24 protein-coding genes are annotated in these 21,076 nt (G+C 53.2%); 2 read left to right on the top strand and 22 right to left on the bottom strand.

The window, feature by feature from the left end; translation table 11 throughout:
- Position 1: 1 nt before the first annotated feature.
- The 14 genes from recR to FBF27_02105 all read right to left on the bottom strand — a co-directional run bounded on the left by recR (position 2) and on the right by FBF27_02105 (position 12,177).
- Positions 2 to 619 carry a recombination protein RecR gene (gene recR / locus FBF27_02040; GenBank protein QJU09194.1) on the bottom strand — a complete coding sequence of 206 codons (618 nt, stop codon included), beginning with the start codon at positions 617 to 619 and terminating at the stop codon, positions 2 to 4.
- The gene (locus FBF27_02045; GenBank protein QJU09195.1) at positions 619 to 909 is read right to left on the bottom strand and encodes a YbaB/EbfC family nucleoid-associated protein; all 291 of its coding nucleotides are present in this window, start codon (positions 907 to 909) and stop codon (positions 619 to 621) included. Before FBF27_02045 ends, recR begins: the two co-directional genes overlap by 1 nt.
- A gap of 40 nt (positions 910 to 949) precedes the next feature.
- Entirely contained in the window at positions 950 to 2,410 is a 1,461-nt protein-coding gene (locus tag FBF27_02050; protein ID QJU09196.1) for a glycosyltransferase family 39 protein, read from the bottom strand.
- Between the two features lie 22 nt (positions 2,411 to 2,432).
- Positions 2,433 to 3,791, bottom strand: coding sequence for a replicative DNA helicase (dnaB, locus tag FBF27_02055; protein QJU09197.1), 1,359 nt, complete (start codon positions 3,789 to 3,791; stop codon positions 2,433 to 2,435).
- On the bottom strand, positions 3,788 to 5,320 hold the full coding sequence (gene dnaX / locus FBF27_02060; protein QJU09198.1) for a DNA polymerase III subunit gamma/tau: 1,533 nt from the start codon (positions 5,318 to 5,320) through the stop codon (positions 3,788 to 3,790). The genes dnaB and dnaX overlap by 4 nt, the downstream gene beginning before the upstream one ends.
- Positions 5,321 to 5,400: 80 nt before the next feature.
- The gene (locus FBF27_02065; protein QJU09199.1) at positions 5,401 to 6,273 is read right to left on the bottom strand and encodes a DUF2797 domain-containing protein; all 873 of its coding nucleotides are present in this window, start codon (positions 6,271 to 6,273) and stop codon (positions 5,401 to 5,403) included.
- Between the two features lie 64 nt (positions 6,274 to 6,337).
- Complete coding sequence (locus FBF27_02070) at positions 6,338 to 6,853, bottom strand: hypothetical protein (GenBank protein QJU09200.1); 516 nt, start codon at positions 6,851 to 6,853, stop codon at positions 6,338 to 6,340.
- A gap of 236 nt (positions 6,854 to 7,089) precedes the next feature.
- Positions 7,090 to 7,467: a 50S ribosomal protein L7/L12 gene (locus tag FBF27_02075; GenBank protein QJU09201.1), complete on the bottom strand. Its 378-nt coding sequence runs from the start codon at positions 7,465 to 7,467 to the stop codon at positions 7,090 to 7,092.
- Positions 7,468 to 7,622: 155 nt separating this feature from the next.
- Positions 7,623 to 8,147 carry a 50S ribosomal protein L10 gene (locus tag FBF27_02080; protein ID QJU09202.1) on the bottom strand — a complete coding sequence of 175 codons (525 nt, stop codon included), beginning with the start codon at positions 8,145 to 8,147 and terminating at the stop codon, positions 7,623 to 7,625.
- Positions 8,148 to 8,464: 317 nt separating this feature from the next.
- Entirely contained in the window at positions 8,465 to 9,214 is a 750-nt protein-coding gene (locus FBF27_02085; GenBank protein QJU09203.1) for a DUF4097 domain-containing protein, read from the bottom strand.
- Entirely contained in the window at positions 9,211 to 9,750 is a 540-nt protein-coding gene (locus FBF27_02090; protein QJU09204.1) for a DUF1700 domain-containing protein, read from the bottom strand. Before FBF27_02090 ends, FBF27_02085 begins: the two co-directional genes overlap by 4 nt.
- The gene (locus FBF27_02095; GenBank protein ID QJU09205.1) at positions 9,743 to 10,060 is read right to left on the bottom strand and encodes a PadR family transcriptional regulator; all 318 of its coding nucleotides are present in this window, start codon (positions 10,058 to 10,060) and stop codon (positions 9,743 to 9,745) included. The genes FBF27_02090 and FBF27_02095 overlap by 8 nt, the downstream gene beginning before the upstream one ends.
- A 130-nt stretch (positions 10,061 to 10,190) precedes the next feature.
- The gene (locus FBF27_02100; protein QJU09651.1) at positions 10,191 to 10,877 is read right to left on the bottom strand and encodes a 50S ribosomal protein L1; all 687 of its coding nucleotides are present in this window, start codon (positions 10,875 to 10,877) and stop codon (positions 10,191 to 10,193) included.
- Between the two features lie 451 nt (positions 10,878 to 11,328).
- Complete coding sequence (locus FBF27_02105) at positions 11,329 to 12,177, bottom strand: hypothetical protein (protein QJU09206.1); 849 nt, start codon at positions 12,175 to 12,177, stop codon at positions 11,329 to 11,331.
- A 562-nt stretch (positions 12,178 to 12,739) separates the two neighbouring features.
- On the opposite strand from FBF27_02105, the gene FBF27_02110 reads away from it, so the two are divergent.
- On the top strand, positions 12,740 to 14,029 hold the full coding sequence (locus FBF27_02110) for a phosphopyruvate hydratase (GenBank protein ID QJU09207.1): 1,290 nt from the start codon (positions 12,740 to 12,742) through the stop codon (positions 14,027 to 14,029).
- A gap of 51 nt (positions 14,030 to 14,080) precedes the next feature.
- Here the strand turns inward: FBF27_02110 and FBF27_02115 are convergent, their stop codons facing one another.
- Both FBF27_02115 and rplK read right to left on the bottom strand, forming a co-directional pair.
- The gene (locus FBF27_02115) at positions 14,081 to 14,641 is read right to left on the bottom strand and encodes an L-threonylcarbamoyladenylate synthase (GenBank protein ID QJU09208.1); all 561 of its coding nucleotides are present in this window, start codon (positions 14,639 to 14,641) and stop codon (positions 14,081 to 14,083) included.
- A 66-nt stretch (positions 14,642 to 14,707) separates the two neighbouring features.
- Positions 14,708 to 15,133 (bottom strand): 50S ribosomal protein L11, encoded by a 426-nt coding sequence (rplK, locus tag FBF27_02120; protein ID QJU09209.1) that lies wholly within the window; start codon positions 15,131 to 15,133, stop codon positions 14,708 to 14,710.
- Positions 15,134 to 15,198: 65 nt separating this feature from the next.
- Between rplK and FBF27_02125 the strand changes: the two genes are divergently transcribed.
- On the top strand, positions 15,199 to 15,768 hold the full coding sequence (locus FBF27_02125) for a hypothetical protein (GenBank protein QJU09210.1): 570 nt from the start codon (positions 15,199 to 15,201) through the stop codon (positions 15,766 to 15,768).
- A gap of 39 nt (positions 15,769 to 15,807) precedes the next feature.
- On the opposite strand, the gene nusG is transcribed toward FBF27_02125, so the two are convergent.
- The 6 genes from nusG to FBF27_02155 form a co-directional block, all read right to left on the bottom strand.
- On the bottom strand, positions 15,808 to 16,353 hold the full coding sequence (gene nusG / locus FBF27_02130) for a transcription termination/antitermination protein NusG (protein QJU09211.1): 546 nt from the start codon (positions 16,351 to 16,353) through the stop codon (positions 15,808 to 15,810).
- A gap of 12 nt (positions 16,354 to 16,365) precedes the next feature.
- Complete coding sequence (gene secE / locus FBF27_02135; GenBank protein ID QJU09212.1) at positions 16,366 to 16,752, bottom strand: preprotein translocase subunit SecE; 387 nt, start codon at positions 16,750 to 16,752, stop codon at positions 16,366 to 16,368.
- A gap of 84 nt (positions 16,753 to 16,836) precedes the next feature.
- Positions 16,837 to 17,967: a hypothetical protein gene (locus FBF27_02140; protein QJU09213.1), complete on the bottom strand. Its 1,131-nt coding sequence runs from the start codon at positions 17,965 to 17,967 to the stop codon at positions 16,837 to 16,839.
- 21 nt (positions 17,968 to 17,988) lie between these two features.
- Complete coding sequence (locus tag FBF27_02145) at positions 17,989 to 18,687, bottom strand: M48 family metallopeptidase (GenBank protein QJU09214.1); 699 nt, start codon at positions 18,685 to 18,687, stop codon at positions 17,989 to 17,991.
- Positions 18,688 to 18,696: 9 nt separating this feature from the next.
- A complete protein-coding gene (locus FBF27_02150; protein ID QJU09215.1) occupies positions 18,697 to 19,290 on the bottom strand; it encodes an ATP-binding protein in 594 nt (197 codons plus the stop codon).
- Positions 19,291 to 19,385: 95 nt separating this feature from the next.
- Complete coding sequence (locus FBF27_02155) at positions 19,386 to 20,921, bottom strand: DUF11 domain-containing protein (protein ID QJU09216.1); 1,536 nt, start codon at positions 20,919 to 20,921, stop codon at positions 19,386 to 19,388.
- Positions 20,922 to 21,076: the final 155 nt, after the last annotated feature.

Here is a 21,076-nt window from a genome sequence, read left to right on the forward strand (position 1 = left end):
GCTATAATGTCCGCCGCCCCTCCAGCGCGTGCGTCAGCGTGATTTGGTCGGCGTATTCGAGGTCGACGCCGACGGGGATGCCGCGGGCCAGGCGTGAGATGGTGATAGTGAGGCCGGCCTCCTGGAGGTAGCGCTGCAAAAAGAGCGCGGTTGACTCACCCTCGACCGACGCGTTGGTGGCGATGATCAATTCCTCGGCGTCATCATGCTTGATCCGCTCAATGAGCTCGGGGATATGCAGCTGCTCCGGGCCGATGCCATCAATTGGCGAAATCGCGCCGCCCAGCACGTGATAGGTGCCGCTATATTGCCCCGTCCGCTCTAGCGCCACGATATCCAGTGGCTCTTCGACCACGCAAATCAAGCGTCGATTGCGCGACTCGTCTTGGTATAGCGGTGACACCTCTTGATCATGATCAATCAACGCGAACGTGACCGGACAGGTTTTGACGCGTGTGTGCAGCCGATCCAGCGCCCGCGCTAGCTGCTCGGCCCGTCTGGCGTCACGCCGAAGTACGGCATAGGCATAGCGTTCAGCGGTTCGCGGCCCAACCCCAGGCAGCCCGCCAAACTCATCAATCAGCGTCGTCAGCGCCGCCGGCAAAATCGTCGGTTTCATTAGAACGGCAAGTTGCCCAGCCCGCCCATCAGCGGTTTCATCGTCTCGGCAGCAACTTCCTGTGCCTTAGCCAGGCCATCGCGAATTGCGATTTGGATCCAGTGCTCCAGCTGCTCGATATTATCGAGATCAACCATCTTTGGATTAATCTTGATCGACTTAATTTTTAGCTCGCCGGTGATCTGGACAATCACCGCACCGTCGCCGGCCTCTACTTCAATGATTTCCTTGCCGAGCTGTTTCTGGGCCTTGCGCAGTTGCTGCAACATCTTGACTTGGTCAAACGCCATAATTATTAATTCCTCCTTGAATTTACTTTTTCATTATACGCTATTTTTTCGCCAATTTGTAGAGGTAAAAGCGGTCAGCCCGCTCGGCGTGGCTATTGGTGATGATGCGCTCGAGCGTCCAGCCGTCAGTGTTGGGGTGCGCCATTTGTTCAGCGCGGGTGATGACGAGTGTAGCGCTCTCCGTGGTTGGTTGATTGACGGCGAGTTTGTGCTTGCTATAGCGGGCGACGGTTTCGTAGAGCGGTGCCTCGTGCGGGTTAGCGACGAGAACGACGTTTTGCCGGCCGGCGATGGCTTTTTGTAGCAGTGGTAAGTCGGTGCTAAATTCATGCACTGCGCCCGAGAAATGGCGATACCCATTGGTAAAGCGGTCGAGACCCGAGAGCACCATCACGCCGATGAGCGCCATCAGCATCAATAAGCCAGTGATGCGGGCGTAAGGATTGCGCGGAAATAGCGAATACCATTGATTGAGCAGTGCCTCGACACCAACGGCCAGCAGGATAAATAGCGGCAAGATGATAATGCTGGTCATTGATGGCTGCAGCACCAGTAGCGGCAAACTCAACAGCAGCCAGACGCCGATCATGTATGAACGCGCGGTGTGGTGGTGCTGGATAGTTTTGAAAATGCCAAGCATGATCAGAAACAGCGCCGAAAAGTCGAGCACTGGTGCGATCTGACCGCCGACAACGGTTGGCTTGACCCAGAGATAATGATACAGCAGCAATCGTAAATTATCGACCAACGCCCAGCTGAGACTGTGAATACCGACCAGTGATTTGAGTAGATCGTGATGTGTCGCGGCGAGGAAAATTGCCGGCGCGCTGGTGAGCGCGAGAACGATGATCGCTGGCAGCCATTTGAAGCGATTGCGTTTGGCGAGCAGCGCATAGCGTGTGTGTGGATGGATGAGCGCTACCAGAAGCAGCGTCAGGTGAATATACCAAAAATACGGCGTAAACAGGCTCAGGCCGACCGTCGCTGCTAGTAGCAGCCGCCACAAGGCCGAGCCTTTAGCGCGCTGAACGATTAGGCTAGCAAAGAGGAGGATGAGCGCAGCATAGGTGATGTAGAGGATGTGCGGCGTGAAGCTTTGGGCAAAGAAGATCAGCTGGCCGGTGACCGTCATGATGACGAGCGACAGGATGGTAACATTAGGCTTGAACCAGCGCCGCAGCAGGAAAAACACGGCGACGGCGGCGATGAACGACAGGATGAGCGACGGCAGCTTGATGGTATAGATGGTGACGCCAAATACGCTGAACAGACCGCGCTGCAGGAGGTGGAATGGCAAGTTGGTTTGCGCGAACGAGCCGAGATGGCTCGGCGAAATAGCGTTAGTGGTATTAAGCGCCTCAATTTCCGCCTCGGTCACGCCGCCCGGAGCATACAAACTAGCGGCGGTGATGGCCGCACAGAATAGCACGATCAGCGCCATGTAGCCCAGCCAATAGCGCCAGCGATAGACAGCCGAGTCGGCGAGTTTGTGCTTTTTCATTGGTATTGATTATAGCACAATTCTAGTCATGCTTGCGATCGAGGCTCATGAAACGCAGGCGTTCTGGGTGGAAGTACAATTGGACTTTGCCGACCGGACCATTACGGTGCTTGGCGATGATCAGGTCGGTGATATTTTGAACTTCTGGGTTGTCTGGTTCGTAGTAGCCTGGGCGGTAAATAAAGCTAACGATGTCGGCGTCCTGCTCGATGGAGCCGGACTCGCGTAGGTCGGCTAGCTGCGGAATTGGCGGCGTGCGCGACTCGACGGAACGGCTCAGCTGGCTCAGGGCGATCAGCGGCACGTTGAGTTCACGAGCGATCAGTTTGAGGCCGCGGGAAATTTCCGACACTTCCTGAACGCGGTTGCCGTTGTGATTGTTGGTGGCCTGCATCAGCTGCAGGTAGTCGACGATGATCAGGCCGATTTCGCCCTCGTGTGCCAAACGGCGAGCTTTGGTGCGCATCTCCAAAATACTGAGACCCGGCGTATCATCGATGTAAATCGGCGCTTCGGCCATCTCGCCCATGGCTTCGGACAGCTTCTCGAAATCATCGCCGCTTAGATTACCGGTACGAATATTCCAGCTATCAACGCCGGCCGCATCCGCCAGCATACGGTCGGTCAGCTGCTCCTTGCTCATCTCCAGGCTGAAAAACAGCACCGGCTTTTTCTCAATCGTCGCCACGTTGTACGCCAGGTTAGTCACCAGCGTGGTCTTACCCATGGCCGGCCGCGCCGCCAGGATAATCAAATCCGACTTTTGCAGCCCCGCCGTCATAGTGTCCAGATCGCGGTAGCCAGTTCGCATGCCGCGCAGGCTGCCCTTGTTGCGGTGAAGCTCCTCGATACGATCAAAGCTATCGGTCAAGATGCTTTCCAGGCTGACCAGATCCTGTTTCAATGATTGGTCGGAGACGCTGAATAATTCGGCCTCGGCTTTTTCTAATAATTCTTGGGTGGTGGTTGATTCATCGTAGCCAAGCTCGGTGATGCCACTGCTAGCCTTGATCAAGCGCCGCCGCACCGCTGTTTGCGCCACCATTTCGGCGTACGCCGCCGCGTGCGCTGCCGTCGGTACGTAGTTGGTGAGTTCTGTCAAATACGCCGAGCCGCCGATGAGTTCCAACTCATCCTTGCGCTTCAGTTCATCGGTCAAGGTCAACAGGTCAACTGGCTTGTGCTTTTCAAACAGCCGCATCATGCCACCAAAGATCAGCCCGTGGTTTTTATCGTAAAAGTCGTTAGGCTTGACGATTTCCGAGGCATCGGCTAGGACTTCCTCGTCGATGAGAATTGCGCCGAGCAGGCTTTTTTCGGCGTCCAAGTTTTGGGGCGGTAATTTGCCCGCCAGGGTATCAGCTTGTGTTTTTTCGCTCATGATAATTCCTCCAGATTAACTTCTTCACCGCCGCCCATTAGCTCGGCAATTTCCGCGAGTTTGGCGTCTTTGGGCGGAGCTTTTTGTCCGATTGTCGCAATATCCAGTTCGGTGCCGGCAACTTGTTGCACAATTGTCGCAATAAGCGGGCGATTCTTCGCGTCGTCCAGCTTCTTTTTAGCAAAGGCATTGCCGGCATACAGGGTTAAGGTGTTGCCATCTCGCCGCCAACCGCACTGTTGCAACAATGTCGCAACAGCGAATGACTGCTCTTTAGCTAGAGCGATAATCTTATCCCAGTCGATGTCTGTAGCGGAGCTTATCGGATTGTCTGATGCCGGCTGATTGTCTGCTGGGGTAGCGGTGTCTGTGGTTGTCTTGTCTGTAGAGTTATTAGTTTGCTGAGTTTTCAAAGCGGTCTTTGATGAATTTTCTGCCGGCTGCGCGGCTGGTGTTTCTGTATCAGATGCCGGCGGCTCCGCCTTATCCGCTGGCGATTTGGAAATGGCTACTGGCGGCTTGACTGCAGCAGTCGGGCTCGCGGTCGACGTGGGTGCGACCTCGGGTGATTTATGAGCTATACCTCCAGCTCCATCCATAAATATCGTCAATAATTTCAAATCCGGATGCGGATGGCGGTCAACTTCGATTAGCTGCTTGACCAATGTAATTAACTCTGGCCGCTGATGTAAGCGCGCTCGCAGCAGTGATAATAATTGACGGGACAGGACGACCGGATCGGTGCCAGTTTGCTCTAGTTCACTCAGCAAGCTCAGCGCCTCAGGCGCGTCACGCTGCTGATACAGCTCAAGCAGGTTCTCCAGCGTCTCCGTGGTGCTTAGCCCCAGGTACTGGGCAACGTCCGATGCGCTCAGCGGCTTATCAGCGCTGGCTAACGCCGACAATTGATCCAGCATGCTGATACCGTCGCGAAACCCGCCGCGTGAACGCTCAGCGATCAGCCGAGCGGCGTCCGCCTCGATGGCAAAGCCTTCTTTTTCGGCGATAGCCATCAGCTGGCGTGCCATGACATCGACTGAGATGGGATGAAAGAAAAATTGCTGGACGCGGCTGAGGATGGTAGCTGGCAACTTATCGGCGTCGGTGGTTGCCAAGATAAATACCACATGTGCTGGCGGCTCCTCCAACGTCTTTAATAGTGCGTTGAAGGCAGGCTTGGACAGCATGTGGACTTCGTCGATGATGTAGATCTTTTTCGGTGCGGAAACGGGTGCGACTTGCGCTTTTTCGCGCAGGGCGCGGATGTCGTCGACACCGTTATTGCTGGCGGCATCAATTTCGATGATGTCCAGGTGTGAGGCTTCCTCGTCGTACGGCAACTGATTGATCTCATGCGCCAAAATTCGTGCTACGCTGGTTTTCCCCACGCCGCGCGGACCCGTCAGCAAATATGCATGGGCGATTCTCCCCTGCTCCAACGCTCGGCGCAAAATGTTGGTCACGTGATCTTGCCCCAACACCTCGTCCAAGCTGCGACTGCGATATTTGCGGTACAGTGCCTGACTCATTACTTATGTATTATAGCGCAAAGTGCGGGATTAGTAAGCTGTTTGGTGGTTGATTTGGAGACGACCCGCCGCGAACACACTCAAAACAGCGCCAGCTGTGTGCTGGGTATTGCGATGTCAATGGCGCCGTCAACTGCCTGCGCTTGGTAGCCGATGAATTTTTTCACGTTGTATGCCAGTAGCTGCCCGTCATAGTCGGTGATGAGGATCGGGCCGATGATGCTGACGACTGTGCCGGCCATGGTATTGTTCCCTGTCATGTCAATCACACTACTAAGGTCGCGGCCATCCGTGTGAAAATAATCTTCGCACATGATGAGCGTCCGATGTGGAAAATCCAGCCCCAGCTTTTGCTGAATGCGCATCAGCGTGTTAGCTAGGGCCTGCTCCGCCGCCACAGCATCAAGCGTCCGCCTGATCAGCCCCGGCTTTTTGCTGGCGGCTACTGTTTCCATGATGCCACTTAGACTGGCAACTTTTGCCTCATACTGCCGAGCAATCAAGGCCGAAGAAAACGTCTCCAGTTTCAACGCCAGCCGTGCTCCCTGTTCCAACAGTCGTCGAATACCGCGCTTTTCCTGCGAGATACCAACTTTAATAACTCCCGGCGCGAAATATGCCAGATAGACGAAGTGCGGGTTTTGATTAATCTTTTCTTGCTGCGCCGACACCGAATCAGCGTGATAAAATGCTGGATTAAAACCAGTGCGATTGCGGCACTTCAGGCAATTCTCATATTTCTCATCAACTGTGGCGCCGTCAGGACAAGCCTGGCTGCAGTGATTGTCAAAATCCACCCAGCCCGTGCAGTATTTAGCAGAAAAATCAAACGCCAGTGACAACTCCTGCCCCAAAACATCACCACGCTCAGTCTTGCCGTCAACCTGCCACTCCAGAAATGGCCGGTTTTCGGTATCAAAGCTGGCGTAGCTTAGCAAAAACTCCCCAGACATAGCACCATTATATCAAAAGCCGCCTGGGTAACCACCCGGGACGGCCTCAAATGTCAAAAACGGTCTATAGCGGCGCTTCGACAGCTGCCCAGGTGGCGTCCGGATTGTCATCAGGGATGATGATGGTAACTTGGTCGCCGACTTCGATGCGGAAGAACGTGACGCTGGCGAGCAGGATGCGGTATTCGCGGCCGTTGGCTTCGACGTAGTAGACGCCGTCGTGTTGGACGAGGGTACCGATGACTTGTTTGCGCGAGACCGGGCCGATTTGCTTGTAGATAAAACTGCCGTCCTCGGCGATGGTTAATTTCAAGATGTCGCCCTCGACGAGCTTGGACTTCGAGGCGTAGTTCGCCGGGATTGGATAATTCTTGCCATCAGGCCCCATCATCATCTGGCCGTCAAACACACCCTCGATCACCTTGCCAGCGACATCGTCCGACGAGGTTTTTGGCGTAACGACTTGCCCATCGTCACCAACGATGCTGATCAGCAGCTCCTTGGCCGCCGCTAAGTTGGTTTCTGCTTCTTGGATGAGCGTCCTGAGGCGCTTCACTTGCTTTTCCGGTAAATCAGACATATGGCTCGCATTCCTTGTCTATTTTGATAGTACGTGAGAGTAATATAGCACTAATTATGTGAGTGTGCAAGTCCCGCCAGTCGATTCGCATCGGCTAACGGCTCGTCTTTCCACAAGGACAACAGATAGCCAGGTAAAAATGTGGTAATTTTTACCCTTGCCAATAAAACACCGCCCGTGGTATAAGCTCCGGGCGGCATTTCTCTACGAAAACAATCGGTCGTTTCACGCAAAAATTAGCTTAACTCAACGCTAGCGCCTGCGTCCTCGAGCGTCTTCTTGGCAGCTTCAGCTTCGTCCTTTGACACCTTTTCCTTGACTGGTGCTGGTGCGCCGTCGACGATGGCCTTTGACTCACCGAGACCCAAGCCGGTGATTTCCTTGACTGCCTTGATGACAGCAACTTTTTGAGCGCCCGCGTCTTTCAGAGTGACGGTGAACTCAGTTTTCTCGTCTTCTGCGGCAGTCTCGCCACCAGCAGCCGGACCAGCAACAGCCACTGCAGCAGCAGCTGGCTCGATGCCGTACTCATCTTTCAGATGATTTTTCAATTCGTTAACTTCTAGAACTGTCAACTTGGTCAGTTCTTCAGCCAATTTTTTAATATCAGCCATAGTATTCTCCTTAGATTATGATTATTATCATCTCGAGTCATCCAATCTTCAACGTCTCCTCTTTTCGCGCCGGGCGCCTTTAGGGGCGCTCGGGCTGCAATCGCTACACGGAGACTTATGAAGATCAAATGACTCGAGATGATTGATTGCTAAACTTAAGCCGCAGCTTTGGCTTCGATGCCGTCTAGTAGACCGTGCAGGTTGCCGCCCAGCGCACCCACGGTGTCGTGGACTGGTGAGAGCAGCTGTGCCACCACTTCGGCGATAAGCTGGTCTTTGCTTGGTAGGCCCGCCAGCGCTTTGATGTCAGCTTCGTTGATGCTCAGACCTTCGCCTGAGAAGCCGCCGGCCAACTGCAGTGCTGGATGCGTCTTTGCAAACGTGTCCAGAACTTTGGCTGGCATGACCTCGTCTTCGGCGCTAATGGCGTAGACCAATTGGCCGGCCAACAAGTCAGTGCCGGTTTCTTTGTAGGTATCAATGCCCTGCAATGCTACGCGCACCAAACGGTTTTTAACCACCTTGATGACGACGTTTGCCTCGCGGGCAGCCTTGCGCAGCTCTTGCAATTCAGCCACGCTCAGCCCCTGGTACCGCGCAAATGCCGTACCTTTGGCGTCTTTCAGAAGCTCGGTTAGTTCAGCAACCAAAGTTTGTTTTTTATCGCGTGAAATTGCCATAAAAATCCTTTCTTTGATTGGTTCTTGTGTGATTCGACCGATTTGTTAACGTGCGGTAATGGAAAATCTGGTTCTCGTTTTCTGGGCATTAGCCGAGCAAACAAAAACGTCTTTGATTCTCGCACTACCAAAGACGTCAAATAAAACTGTTCGTTTCATCCCTCGGCGGCATTTTTATACCTCAGTTCCCTTCGGTCGCGCGCTGTCTTTGGTAATGTTCATTAGAATTGTAGCAGAAATGACAACGGGATGCAAGGGGTTTTGACGTTTTTGCTGCGAGTAGGCTTATCAAAACCCCTAGGGAAATTCTCTCCCGGCTAATCGTTAAACGACAGCTGAATATCGCCGGTGGTGGTGTGTAACTTAAGTTCTTTGTTACCGCCAGCTTGATTGGTGATGTTGCTGCTACCAGTGCTGGTTTTTACCTCGGTGCGATAGTCGGACTGCTTGCCGGTCAGATTGCCGTCGATGTTGCCGGTGGTGGTTTTTGCGCTCAGCTCCTTATCGACTGTAAGTTTGTCAAAGCGCAGTGAACCGGTTGTTGACGTAAACGAAGCGCTATCTGCCATCGCCTGTTTGATAGTAATATCCCCTGTCGTACTCTTGGCGACAATTTCTTTGGTGGCCGTTACGTCATTGATGCGTAGTGACCCTGTGCTGCTGGTCAGGTCTATCTTTTTGAGTAACTTCTGTGGTACTTGTATGCGGACGGCGCGCTCATGGCTGAGCCAGCTAAAGTCGAACAAGAAAGAGAATCTCCATGGTTCATGTTTCGATTTGACTATGACACTGCCATCAGCGGCGGTTACCTCGAACTGGTGAGTTTTCGTTTCATAGTATGACACCGTGATCTCGTTTTTATCGGTGCCGGTGATTTCAACCTCGTCTGTCGCTACCTCAACCAGTAGATTTTTGATGTCAGCTGTTTGGAAGGTCGTTTGTTTTTCCTCGAACTTACTGTCCGTAGCCGTTTTACGCAGATCTCCGCCGATAAGGGCGTAGGCAACCCCGAGAATAATGAGGCCAACACCTAGTAGTCCAACACCAATTGTCAATAATTTTTTCATCGTTCTCCTCCTTGTTCTTGGTGAGAGAATTTCCTCCGTACTACCTTGCCAAGCTGAAGTATAGCCTGAAGTAAGATCAGCCCCAAGCCGATACAAATACAGCTCCAGCCTAGTTGCCAGAGGCCGACCGCCGGCTCACTGACGATATGGACGGCGCTGACCGCGAGAGCCAAAATACCTGCTGCCGTGAGAGCGATAGTGGTGATTAGGAGGCTGAGCGGTACAGCGATAAGGGTAACCCCGATTGCTAGCCACAGGGGCGAACCCACGATGATCAATGTCCATCCCCACGGCGTGATGTCCTTTGGTAGACCTAATTTACCCTTGACCTTGGTGAGTAGCGGTTCTTCTGACTTGATCTTCTCGGCGATATCACGAACATTACCGAGATCGGCTATCGCCTCCTTTTCGCTCATGCCATCTTCGATCCGATCGTCGATCATTTCATCAAAGTAGCCAAGTGACTTTGCTATCTCATCCTCTGGTAAATCCTTGAGGTGTGACCGCAGTGCTTGATTGAATTGTTTTCTATCCATGAGCTTTCTCTCCTGCTATAAATTGAAATGCTTTTTCGACCATCGGCCAATCAGCGATAAAATCCGCAATCTGCTTGGCACCAGCTTGCGTGATATTATAATATTTGCGCAATCGGCTCTGGTGCTCCACGCTATACGCCGAGAGTTTGCCTGCTTTTTCTAGGCGCTTGAGAATCGGATATAATGTTGGCTCAGTGATGTCAATATATGGTGACAAGTCCTTGACGATCTTGTATCCATACGAATCTTGGTCGCGAATGGCAGCCAAGACACAGACCTCTAGTAGACCGCGTTTTAATTGTGATTCCATATCGCTTGCTCCTTTCTGCCAATACTATATATCACATAGTATTATGTGTAAAGAGGTGTAGCGTATAAATCTATGCTAACTATAAAATCCACCCCTTGTATCAGGGGTGGATTTATACTCGACACTGTTTTTAGAGGCTGTTCTCAACCTTTACGCTCGGCCCCATGGTGGTGGCGATAGCGATAGATTTGACATAAATGCCCTTGAGGCTGGATGGCTTTTGGGCGTTCAGGCTGGCGAGGAAGGCGCGGGTGTTTTCCGCCAGTTTGTCGGCGCCAAACGAAACCTTGCCGATTGACAAGTGGACGATGGCCTGCTTGTCGACGCGGTACTCAACCTTGCCGGCCTTGGCTTCGGACACGGCTTTGGCGACGTCGGTGGCAACGGTGCCGGACTTTGGATTTGGCATCAAGCCGCGCGGGCCGAGCAGCCGAGCGTATTTGCCAAGCTTTGGCATATATTGCGGTGTAGCGACCAAGATATCAAAGTTTAGTTCTTCCTTGTCCAGCTGCTTCAGGAATTCCTCATCGCCGATGATGTCAGCACCAGCCTTCTTGGCAGCGGCATGATCTGACTCTGGCGCGAACACTGCCACGCGAACGTCCTTGCCGGTACCATGTGGTAGCGCTACGGTCGAGCGGATGTTTTGGTCGGCTTGGCGTGGATCGACGCCCAGGCGAACGTGGATTTCAACGCTAGCGTCGAACTTGACCGGGCTGGTCTCAGTCGCCAGTTTCAGCGCTTCATCAAGGCTGTACAATTTATTTTTCTCAATCTTCTTCGCAGCTTCCTGGTATTTTTTACCGCGGCGTTCCAGGCGCGGACGCGTGATTGGCTTCGGGCCTTTCTTAACATGCGCTTCGGCGTCGTCGGACTGCGGCGTGGTGTCGCCAACTTCTTTACGGGCCTCCTTTTCGGCTTTTTCGGCAGCTTCGTCGAGGGCTTTTTGGCTGCGCTTGCCAGCCTTAGCAACGACGGCTTCGCGCTCGGCGATCACGTCTTTATCTTTGACGTCGTGCGGCTTACTGCTCTCAGGGGCGCCTGACTCAGCTTCGGCAATCGCTGCCTCGATCTCAGCGATAGTATTATTCTCGCTGACCGTTAGTTGTAGTTCTGCTGCTTTCTCGAGCAGCTCGGCTTTCTTGGCCATACTAATCCTTTCTGTGGTACAAGCGGCGACTCGCGACCTCTCGGGCGAATCTGCCTCCCAGCATTGATTTGATGATAGTGAAATTATACCTGAAATAATGCAGTAAAGCAACTATGGTTTATGCTGCGAGAGCATCTGTGTCGCCGCTGTTATGGTGCATTAACTTCGAGAGGAAACAACGGTCTGGGATAACATAAATAGTGCTATCGTCATCGTCCAGCGAAAGGGCAACCCGCGGAGCTGGCTCATCATTGGTGTGGTCGGTAATTACACTAAAGCCGGTGGATCTCATGTCGTTAAATTTGCCATACGGAAGTCTAATCCCCTCACTTGTAAATGTAGACCCTTCACCGGAAAACGACCCACTCTTACAGAAATCTTCGCCCAATTGCTGAGTCAATGTTTGTACGCCCCAGGCGATTATCGCAGCACGGTCGGCGGGCGAGCCGGCATATTTGGCGGCATTTTCTATGTCGAGTATTGTCTCGTGTATCTCGGGATTCGTGGCTTGAGCCGAAAAATAATTCGCCAGCAAATCAGTTGGTAGATGGACATCAAACTGGAGAATATTGCCGACTGTTTCTTGGGAGAGCGGAAAATGATGCGTACCTTCCCAGGAACGAATAGCCAGTGCTGCCAGTGTTTGTGAGCGCTTATTGACTGTAAATGTTTTAGCCTCTGGTGGCAGGAGTTTTCCTCTCAGTTGATAAACAGCTAGTCCATTGCCTTCAGTAACGTTTGTAATAGTCACTGGCGAGCCGATGTAGTCGTCCGGGATGTGCGGGATGATATGCTGTTTGATGATGTTTTCGGGATTCCTATTCGGCGGGAGGTGCTCTCCTCTCTTTGCTACTTCTGTCGTGACAGCGAACGCATGATTTGCCTCACTAACTCCTCGCTGAAAGTTTAGGCTACTTAGCACAGACAGCCCGTCGGCTATTGGCGAATAATGATGTCTTTCTCCCATAATTAACTACAAGTGTAGATGAGAACACATTATTTTGCAAGTAATTTGACATACCTGCAACGTAGCGGTACAATTATGTAACTATGAGTAAGGCGGAATTTTTAGGTAGGTGCAAGGACTGTCCGATTGCTGGACCGGCTTGCGAGAACGTGGAGAATAGACGGCGGGCTCTGCCCAAGAGGCTGCAGAGTTAGCTCTAAAGGGGCTGAGCAATAATCCAAATATTCAACTTTTTCGAGATGATGGCGTGCAGATTGATGTTGCAGATCTGGATCCTGAGGTCCTAGGAGAACTTAATAAAGATCTACGTAATCAAGCAGCGGACCGTTTTGATGAGATTGATAAATCTAGAAATTATGTACTGCAGTTTGCCGAGAAGTGTCCTGGTCCAACGACAGCTCGATTTCGGGCAAAGACGGGTCGCTTAGTAGAGGTGACGGTGTGTGATAGCGCTGCACTGCCTTGGCAAAGTAGCGGAGAGGGAAACATAGAGCCTGTACGAGTGAGGCGAAGGTCGTAACCTGCTTGCCCCTGCTCTTTCGTCTCTGCTACAATAGCAGGTATGAACAATATCACAATCACAGACATTCACGCACGACAAATTTTAGATTCTCGGGGCAATCCGACGGTGGAGGCCGATGTTCGGCTGAGCGATGGCTCGTTCGGGCGGGCGGCGGTGCCGTCGGGCGCCAGCACTGGTTCGCACGAGGCGGTCGAGCTGCGTGACGGCGACTTGGCGTATGGTGGTAAGGGTGTGCTCAAGGCGGTCGAGCATGTCAACACCGAGATTGCGCGGGCGCTGCGCGGCATGGATCCATTTGCGCAACATCGGGTTGACGAGCGGATGCGACAGCTGGACGGCACGCTGAATAAGGGGCGGCTTGGGGCGAATGCGATCCTGGCAGTCAGCCTAGCAGTTGCCAAGGCGGCGGCTGAGTCTAAGGGTATTGAATTTTTTATCTATGTCAATCAGCTGGCGAATGCTGGCACGATGAGCCTGCCGATGCCGATGATCAATGTGATGAACGGCGGGCAGCACGCGCTTGGTGCTACTGATATTCAGGAATACATGATCATCCCGGTCGGCGCATCGACGTTCGAGGATGCGATGCGGATGAGCGCCGAGGTGTTTCATGCGCTGGCGAAGGTACTCAAGGCCGAGGGCTACCCGACGACTGTTGGTGACGAAGGCGGCTACGCACCACATGTGCGCGGCGGTAATATGGAGCCGGTCAAGCTGCTGGCACGGGCGATTCAGCAGGCTGGCTACAAGTTGGAGCAGGACTTTGCCTTTGCTCTTGACGTGGCCTCGAGCGAATTCCATGAGGACGATGGCCAGTATCGGCTGGAGACGGAGCATCGCACGCTGGATGTCAATGGCATGATCAAGATGTACAAGCAGCTGCGGGCTGAGTATCCGGTGGTGTCGATCGAGGATGGACTGGACGAGGAGGCCTGGCACGACTGGCAGACGCTGACGACGGAGCTTGGCTCGACGACGCAGCTGGTCGGTGATGATTTGTTAGTGACGAATGTGATGCGGCTAGACCGAGCGATCGCTGAAAAGGCCGGTAACGCGATTTTGATCAAGCCAAATCAAATCGGTACGCTGAGCGAGACGATTCAGGCGGTGATGATGGCGAAAAAGGCCGGCTGGAATACGGTGATGAGCCACCGCTCGGGCGAGACCGAGGACGTGACAATTGCTCATCTGGCGGTCGGGCTCGGTACGGGCCAGATCAAGACCGGCTCGATGTCGCGTTCAGAGCGTATCGCCAAGTACAATGAACTGATGCGCATCGCCGAGATGCGACCAGAGCTAGAGCTAGTGCGGCCGTTCAAGCAGTTGTAGTTCATAGGTTACGAGACAAGACGTCGGGCGCCTGGTTGGCTGTAGTGGAAATTATTGCCGCAGGGTGATCACTTCGTCGCCGTCGGTAAATGTGATGATCCGTGAAGGCATTATCCCCTTGATTTTCCCGCCGTCAACGTAGACAGCCACCTCATCGCCAAAATACGCGATCGCCTCGTTGATTGTGGCGGCTGGTGGCTGCCCCGCGGGGTTAGCACTTGGTGCGAGTAGTGGGCCAACACATTGAATTAGCTCGGATAATGCCGTCCCTGATGGCATGACGCGAAATGCCAAGGTCGCGTCAGTACGTACTAGGTGCGGCATAACGTCGGGGCTGACCCTGGCAGCGATAGTGGTCGGCCGTTCGCAGGACAGCTGGTCATAGATATGTCGCTGCTTGGTGGTGAGGCCAGTGATATCGTTGGCGCTGCCAAGCAGGATGATGCAGGATTTGGTGCGGTCGCGCTGGCGGACGCGGTACAGCTCATCAACTGCCCTCGGACTATCAGCTCGAGCGAGCAGACCATAAATAGTGTCCGTTGGCGCGACGACGAGCTTGTCAGCCCGCAGCGCCTCGATAACCGTAGTATCAAGTAAGTTTTTGGTAATCATCAGATGATTATATCACAATAAAATTGCTCCCACGGCAGGGAGCAATTTTGGATGAACAGGTGTAAATTAGGCGGCGACCTCTACGCCCATTGAGCGAGCGGAACCAGCAACGACTTTCATCGCGCCTTCGATATCGATGGCGTTTAGCTGATCCATTTTTGCTTCGGCAATTTCCTGAAGCTGTGCGCGAGTGATTGTGCCAACTTTCTCGGCGTGCGGCTTGCCTGAACCCTTTTGAATGCCGGCTTTTTCGCGGATCATATCATCGACTGGCTGGCCAAGCGATTTCCACGTAAAGGTGCGATCTTCAAACACCTGAATGTGGACGATAACGTCCTTGCCCATCATATCTTTGGTGGCGTCGTTGAACGGATTGATGAAATCCATCATGTTCAGCCCCCACTGACCGAGGGTTGAGCCGACTGGTGGTCCGGCGGTTGCTCGTCCGGCAGGGATGCGTAGTTTTAGATTACCGATAACTTTCTTTGCCATAGTTTCCTCTTATTTTTCCGTGCGTAACCACTGTATTATAACGAAAATTGTGCTAGAATACAAGCATGAACGCTCGCAGCATCAAGCCAATTCGTCGCCTGATCAACATGTTTGGGGCGCTCGCTTACAGCCTGTTGATTTTCACTTATGCGGTTATCGTCGGTGCTGGGTTGTTGTGGCTGGCACGCAGTGGCCTACTTATGCAGCTCGGTGTATCGCCAGAGACAGTCCAGCCGGCACCCACCCCGCCCACTACGCCGAGCGATACGACGCCTCGTGCGGTACCGTTTCTCCTTCAGGTGGTGCAGCTGGTGCTGATGTCGGTAATGACGGTGGCGGTTTTGGGTGTGGTGGTGATGCTACCGTATTGGCTGGGGCGCTGCGGCTCGTATCTATTGAAGCGCAGCATTCGATTATGTCACAGCCAAGTGACGCTGGCGACCCTATTGTTCGGCAAGATATTGGCGTGCGGTATCGGGACGGTGCCAGTGCTGATCATGGCGATGTATGATGCTAGGCAGTGGCCGATCGCGGCGGTACTGCTGGGGACGATTACGGTGGCGCTGGTCCTCTTTGCCACACAACACTACCTCGCCAAAAGTAGCGAGGTAGTTGAAGCCAAAGATGTCTGGTAGCTTGGTGATGTATCGCCGCGCGGCCAGATGATTAGGCAGCTAGACTTTCTTGACCTGCAGTGCGTCCAGCTCGACCGGCGTATCGCGGCCAAACATACTGACCATGACCTTGATCTTGCCCTTGATAGCGTCAATTTCTGCGATCGACCCATCAAAGCCCTTGAATGGCCCGTCAATGATGGAGACCACTTCGCCGACCGAGAAATCAATCTGATGCTTTGGCTCTTCGACGCCCATACGCTTTTTGATCTTGGTAATTTCTTTGTCGGACACCGGTGTTGGCGTGGTGTCGGCACCAACGAAGCCAGTCACGCCCGGTGTGTTGCGGACAATGTACCACGTCTCGTCGGTCAGCTTCATCTCGACCAACACGTAGCCCTGAAAGATCTTGGCATCGACAACCTTGCGTTTGCCGTTTTTGATCTGAATTTGCTTTTCTTTCGGCACCATGACGTCAAAGATTTTGTCGGCCATGTCGACGCCGTTGATGCGCTGGCGGATGGATTCAGCAACCTTTTCCTCGTAGCCCGAGTAGGTGTGAATGGCGTACCACGAGCGAGTTGAATCGTAGCGATTTGATGACATAAATTCCCTTTCCTATTTCAAAATTTGATTAAAGCCCCAGTTAAAGCCGGCGTCAAGCAGCAAGATCAGCACCACAAAGATCAACGTAAATACCAGTACTGCCGCCGTCATGCTCCAGGTTGCTGAGCGAGTCGGCCAGCGTACCAGCTTGAGCTCCTGCCACGCGCCCTTGAAATAACCAACGTCGCCTGATTTTTTCAATGATTTTTTGGCCGTAGTTTTTGGCTGTTTTGGCGACGAGCCGGTCGCTGTCACCGTTTTTTTGGTGGTCTCACTGGTGGTTTTTTTGGTGGGTGCGGTTGCTTTTGGTTTAGTTGGTGACGGCTGCTTCGTCCCCTCATCTTTCGCGGTGATGCGGCGAACCCTCGTCTTTGATTCTGCTGCGTTTTTTTGAGCCATAGTTTCTCCCAATTTAAAAGTCTGCTTCTTAGCAGACTGTCAAGTCTATTGTAGCGTGTCCGGGCCGTGATTGCAAGGGCGGTCTCACGCGGACGTGGGCGGATCGGCCAGCTCAAAGCTAAACGTCGAGCCGTGATTGAGTCGGCTTTTGACAGAGATGGTGCAGCCGAGTTTGTGCGCCAATTTACCCGCAACATACAGCCCCAGTCCGGTGCCGCTGGTCTCGCGGGTACGATAATCCTCGGCCCGGTAAAACCGCTGGAAAATCTTTTTTTGGTCAGTCTTGCCGATGCCTATCCCGGTATCAATTACCGCAAATTGTACGACGCCGTTACGCCGGTGCATCCGCAGCGTCACCCCGCCACGAGGCGTGTATTTGATGGCGTTGATGATGAAGTTTTGCAGTAGCTCGGTCAAGTACAGCCGCGAAACCTTGATCACGCCAATCTGCGCACTCACGTCAAGGTCAAACCGCAACCCCTTCTCGGCCGCTCGCGGCGCAAACTCACTGTGTAACGTGCTAGCCAGCTCCATCAGATTAATCGTCTCCGTCTCATCCGCCGCTCCACGTTCAGCGCGCGATAGGGTGCCAAGATCGTTGATCATTTTAGCGAGGAACATCACTTGATCGTGCGCCGCCACCAGCGCCTCATGCACCTTTTGGGTGTAGCCTTTCTCGGCGAGCAGTCGAGCATTATCGAGTGCTCCCTCGGCAATGGCCACCGGTGTGCGCAGTTCGTGACTAACAACGCTGATGAACTCATCACGCTCCTCTTCGAGGCTTTTTATCTTGGTGACGTCACGCAGAATCAACACGTAGCCATCAGTGCTGGAACTGCCGCCCAAAATCGGCGCAAAGGTCGCCTCCAGTCGCAAATGATCGCCATCGCTGAGTGGCATGATCAGGTCGTCACGGGTACGGATTGACGGCGACTTACTGAGCTCCTCAAACACGTCGATCGGTGTACCGCTGAGCGTCTGCAATTGAAATGTCTCGCTGATGTGATGACCGTGCAGCGTGGCGTTAGTGTCCAGCAGGCCGATCATCGCCGCATTATAAATCGTGATCACGCCGTGAGCGTCAGTACTCAGCACCGCGTCGGTCAAGCTGTTTACCAGTGTCATCATCTGGCTATGCTCTGGCGCGGCTTTCGTCTCATCGCGTCCGCATTGCTGACTGCGCCCCATGCGCCACCTGCCCATCCCTTGTCTCATATGATTTTAGTATAGCACATGCTACACGTGCGGTGTATGGTTTTTCAGCGCCGCTCGGTGTGTTTTGTAGGCTGGGTCGATGGCCGCAACCTCTCGCCAAAACGCGTCGGAGTGATTCATCTGGCGGGTGTGAGCCAGTTCGTGAATCAATACATAATCAAGCAACTCAAACGGCAGGTTCATCAGTGCGATGTTCAGGCTAATCGTGCCGCGCGACGAGCAGCTGCCCCAACGGCTGGAGGCGTGCGTCAGCTTGACGGTTTGATAGGAAAAGTCGTGTTCCTCGGCCAGGAATTTCAGTCGCCGCGGCAGGTAGCTTTTGGCTTCTTTGCGTAGCGCTGTGATGATGACTTCGCGAATGCGCTGCTGGATGGCTGGAGTGGTGATGTTGGTGCCGGGCGGTAGCTTGACGAGGATGTGGGTGCCGGAGCGCTTGATAATGGGTTCAGTGAGCGTGGGCTGGGTCTCGATGATCAGGTGATGACTTTTACCAATTGATTGGTCGTGCGTGTAGTAGTGACCTTGCTGATGCTCGCTCAGGAGTTTGCGAATACGCGGCCGGGATGACTTGATAAGCATTTTTGCGGCGAGCAGCGGTGCGTACGTCGGCAAGCTGATCCGCAGCTGCCCGTTTGGCGCGACTTTCAGTGACACCTGACGCGCCAAGTGCGAGCGCCTCACCGTGATTTCGCCAAATTCAGCGTCAGTAATGGTTGGCATGTATAGCTCCTAGCTAACGCGAATACGACTGAACACTGGACGTTGCGGACGGTGTTTGGGAGTATCAGCCTGGGCGGCTTGCGGTTGGGTCGGAGCGGCTGTAGTATTCGGGCGCACGTCGGCCAGGCGCTTGAGCAAGGTGCGCGCTTGGGTGTTATAGGTGTGACGACCACTGATGACGACGCATGGCTCGCTGGGGTGCGGCGATGAGAATTGTTTGATCTTGGCATCAAATGTTGCTTCGTCATTATCGTTGGCCTTGAGCCAGCGCATTTTGGCAGTCGCCAGGTCGGTTTGCACCCAGACAAAGAGAATCTTATAGCCAGCAGCACGGGCTGTCTTGGCAAGCTCAACGCGCCAAGCTCGCTTCTCCGTCGCCCCTTCAAACACGATGGTTTGATGGGTCTTCATCAATTCCTTGAGTAGTGCACCGCTCGCATAATTAACGGCCGCCTCATCATCGGATAATGCCGCTAAGATACCAGAGTCCAAATGCGGCGCATGAAACATCTCAGAAAACTCAGCCGCGAATTGCGACTTGCCCGCCCCCGGCACGCCCACCATGGCAATGATGTGAGGAGAAGAAAGTTGCAAAGGTTTCATATATATTAGTATACACAAAAAATCCCCCTTATCCAAGGGGGATTCTCGCCTGAAACCTCGCGCTTCAGAATTAGATTCTCGGAGCGGTCAGTCTCTTACAGGTGGCGTCGGCTGGTGACGTATGCTAGAGCTGAGGTAACCAGTGCACCGAGGCCCAGACCACCGAGTACCATGTCGGTCATACCAGTTCGTGGTAGTGCGGTTGGTGTTGGTGGGGTTGGGGTGGTTGGCTTTGGATTACACTCTTCACTGTCGATACCGACGAACCGCTTGGTGTCTTCAGCTTCTTTCTTGGTAACTTCGCGGATTGTCTTGGTAGTGACGTCACAGACCTTGATCTTTTCACATTTACTCAGATCAGTGGTGTATGGTGGCGTGTCCTCTTTGCCCTTTTCGACTTTCTCGATGACACCAGTCTGGACGTTACATGCTTCAACTTTTTCTGGTACATCGACGGTTGCGTTGTCACAGCTATCTTTGTCGCCAGGAATCTCTGGGGTGTCAACGCAGGCGGTGTTGACGACTTTACCGGTAACTTGTTCTTTGATGGTTGCCGTGATGGTAAAGGTCTTTGAGGTACCCTTCTTGAGCTCAGGGATTGTTGCTTTCCAGGTATTGTTCTGGATGGTACCCTCAGATGCCCTCAGGAATGTGACACCTTGTGGCGCATTGTCAGTGACAACAGCGTTCTTTAGGTCAACGTTGCCGGTGTTGGTGACGGTTACCTGGTATGGGAATTCGTTGCCAACTTGGACGGTCTTGTGCTTGACGCCATCGACCTTTTTCTCAATTTTGATGCCAGGGTTAGCCTTTGGCGTTTCTGGCTGGATGGTGAACTGCTTGACACAGTCGTTGCTGGTGCGATCACCAAGGCTGGTTGTGACCTTGACGCGAGCGGTGTAAGTGCCCGCTTCCTTGATGGTAGCGCTGGTCTCGCTGGTCAGCGCTGAAGTAGTGTTGCTGCGTGAGAAGACTTCCTTGCCTGAAGCATCGGTGATACTAAAGGTGTATGACTTGACAGTTGCGCCGTTCTCGACTGTTGCGTGAGCCTTCAGGGCGACCGTGTTAGTCTGGCGATTAATAACTGGCTGGTCAAGTGCTTTACAAGTAGCCACTGGCTGTGGTTTCGGTTTTGGTGGTACAACAACGTTGGTGGCGACAACTGGGTTACCACATGGCGTCATGATGGCGAACTTAAAGCGACCCTGTTCATCAAGCCGAATGAAAGCTTGCTGTGCACTGCTCATGCGGCTGGCTGGGACGACCTTGGCGTTGGTGCCTGAGATCGGTGTACCACCGCTAATATTACGGATGGCTGTCCGGGCATTGGTGGCGACAACGGTGCCGTTATCGAGGCGAACCTCGCCGTTACGGTAGACTGCACCATTAACGTAGTTGCCGCTCAGCATCTCGTAGGAAATACCGAACGCACCGTAAATTGTTGATACGCCTTTGTTGAAATATCGTTCGCGCATCTCTTGTACCGACATGGTACCACAATACACCACGGCGTACTTGTCACAGTCGCGGGTATTGTCAATTGTTTCTGCGTTGGCGTAGTAGACCAGTCCTGCTCCGAAAGCAGCGACCAGCGACAGCGCCACGATCTTAAGCTTTGTACTTAATTTCATAACATCCTCCTCACTGGTTGTTTCCCCAATATTATCACACAAGCATTATTTTGTCAATAACTTATATCATATTTTTTCAAAATGGTTAGTTTGGGTCAGTTTGCAGAATATTTTTTTCTGGTATAATAGATGAGCTAACCCGTTAGCGCGGGGTG

This window comes from Candidatus Saccharibacteria bacterium oral taxon 488, assembly GCA_013100805.1.
GTDB lineage: Bacteria > Patescibacteriota > Saccharimonadia > Saccharimonadales > Saccharimonadaceae > Nanosynbacter.